This window comes from Schnuerera sp. (assembly GCF_035459645.1).
Taxonomy (GTDB): domain Bacteria; phylum Bacillota; class Clostridia; order Tissierellales; family Tepidimicrobiaceae; genus Schnuerera.
The window spans coordinates 1-2067 of the sequence record NZ_DATHXO010000337.1 but is presented as its reverse complement, the minus strand read 5'-3'; the positions used below and the strand labels follow the sequence as shown (position 1 = coordinate 2067).

General features: G+C 29.6%; 6 protein-coding genes. 2 read left to right on the top strand and 4 right to left on the bottom strand.

Going from position 1 to position 2067, the window contains the following annotated elements; genetic code table 11:
- A partial coding sequence (locus VK998_RS07855) for a phage holin family protein (RefSeq protein ID WP_325227392.1) occupies positions 1-185 on the bottom strand: 185 nt, incomplete at its 3' end.
- Between the two features lie 156 nt (positions 186-341).
- On the opposite strand from VK998_RS07855, the gene VK998_RS07850 reads away from it, so the two are divergent.
- Entirely contained in the window at positions 342-527 is a 186-nt protein-coding gene (locus VK998_RS07850; protein WP_325227390.1) for a DUF1858 domain-containing protein, read from the top strand.
- Between the two features lie 60 nt (positions 528-587).
- On the opposite strand, the gene VK998_RS07845 is transcribed toward VK998_RS07850, so the two are convergent.
- On the bottom strand, positions 588-818 hold the full coding sequence (locus VK998_RS07845) for a glutaredoxin family protein (protein ID WP_325227389.1): 231 nt from the start codon (positions 816-818) through the stop codon (positions 588-590).
- Between the two features lie 259 nt (positions 819-1077).
- On the opposite strand from VK998_RS07845, the gene VK998_RS07840 reads away from it, so the two are divergent.
- On the top strand, positions 1078-1344 hold the full coding sequence (locus VK998_RS07840; protein WP_325227387.1) for a late competence development ComFB family protein: 267 nt from the start codon (positions 1078-1080) through the stop codon (positions 1342-1344).
- A 16-nt stretch (positions 1345-1360) separates the two neighbouring features.
- On the opposite strand, the gene VK998_RS07835 is transcribed toward VK998_RS07840, so the two are convergent.
- On the bottom strand, positions 1361-1678 hold the full coding sequence (locus VK998_RS07835) for an ArsR/SmtB family transcription factor (protein WP_414713583.1): 318 nt from the start codon (positions 1676-1678) through the stop codon (positions 1361-1363).
- 71 nt (positions 1679-1749) lie between these two features.
- On the bottom strand, positions 1750-2067 hold a 318-nt coding region (locus VK998_RS07830), incomplete at its 5' end, for a hypothetical protein (protein WP_325227385.1).

The window sequence follows — 2067 nt, the reverse complement described above, 5'->3', positions numbered from 1 at the left end:
AATAAAGCTATGACTACAGCCGCTAAAATTAAGCTCCATAAACTATTTATAGAAAATCCAGGTGTTAGGAAAGCTGCAATTCCAACTACTATTGCAGTTACCAAAATTCTTATCAAAATTTCACCTATATCCCAATCATTGGTTCTATTGTCTGTCCTATTTTTGTTATTGTCATTATTATCCATTTTCTCACCTCCTGGTATAAGAATATCCATTTTTAATTTTTTTATACATTTTAAAAATAATATTTTATTTATTTTGTACATATGGTATATTAATAATACAAAGGGTATATTATTTATGGTAATATATAAATATGTTAAGTATAAGGAGGCGATATAATGGCAATAACTAAAGATATGCTGGTAGGAGAATTAATTCGTAATAAACCAGAATCAGTTGATATTCTATTGAGATTTGGATTAGGATGTGTTGGATGTCCTGCTAGTCAAATGGAAAGTTTAGAAGAAGCCGCAATGGTTCATGGTATAGATTTATCTCAACTGTTAAAAGCTTTAAATGAATAATAAAAAATAATCACCCCTTTTGATTTTCAAAAGGGGTGATTATTTTACTTACCTAATTATTTATTTATCTATTAATTGGTCTATTCTTGGTTTATCAAAACCTACTATTTCTTCTCCGTCAATTAGTAATACTGGAACTCCCATATGTCCCATGCTCATCAATTCTTTCCTTGCATCTTTATCTGTTTGAATGTTTTTCTCTGTAAAAGGTACACCTTTTTCTTGCAAATAATCCTTTGCCGCTACACAATATGGACAAGTATTACTAGTGAAAATTACTACATTTGCCATTTAAATTCCTCCTTAAATTTACTCAAATTATATCCATTACATATTATACCCCACTAGGGTATCTTGTGTCAAATTTTTCTTTATGGTTATATGCTACCCGATAAACAAGGTCATTAATCATAATATTTTTTCTAAAAAATTTTATGATTAATTGACATACTAGTAATTACGTACTATAATTATTAGGACTATATTGTGTTGGCGTAGTAATAATGGGGTATAATTTCTTAAAAGGATGGTATAAATGTTAAAAAATTATATGGAAGTTTTAGTTGACGAAATTTACGAAGAAACAAAGCAAAATTACCCTTCGTGTAAATGTGCGAATTATGATAATGATGTTAAATCTATTGCTTTAAATAATCTTCCACCAGTATATTTTTTGTCTACTGTTAGTGAAGGCGAAAAAAAAGCTTTTCTATTAGATAGGCAAAGAAGAATTACAGTTCTTGCAGCTCTTACACAGGCTAAAGGACTTTTATGTACCAAATGTACTAATGATAAAAAGATGAGGGAAACTATATAGCCCTCATCTTTTTATATTATTCATGTTTAACATGATCTAGTCCTTGTTTAAATAGCTGCAGAACATGTTCATCATCTAAAGAATATATGACGGTTTTTCCTTCCTTTTTAAATTTTACCAGCCTTAGATTCCTAAGGAGTCTTAAATGATGGGATATTGCTGATTGAGTCATGTCCAATAAATTTGCAATATCACATACACATAAAGAAGATTTTGATAAAACATAAATTATTTTAAGTCTAGTAGGATCTGCCAGAGCTTTAAAAATCTGAGCTAACTGATTCATAACTTCTTCTTTGTACAAACTTTCTTTTATCTCTTTTAATATAGCCACGTCAGTGACAGGTTCCTGACATATTTTCTTTTGATTTATGGTATTTTACCTCCTTCCCTAAGGTTTATGGTTCAATAAGATGGTACCATAGGATTAATAGGATATATTACCTTCCCTGTTATAGGATCAACGTATAAAATCCAATAACCTATACCATCCACTGAGTCATACCAAGTATTAAACCCTGTAATGCCTTTAAAGGGATGTTCTTGCAATGTAAACCTTCCAGGCACCCCATAAACATAGTATTTGGTTTCTTTTTCTTCTTTGTATAATCCAAATAAATAATGACCATATTTTTTAATTTGATTCATGCAAGTGGTGGAATTATGCAAGAAAGGATATTTATAATCTGAACTCATCAAATAATTATAATAAGGCAAAAATCC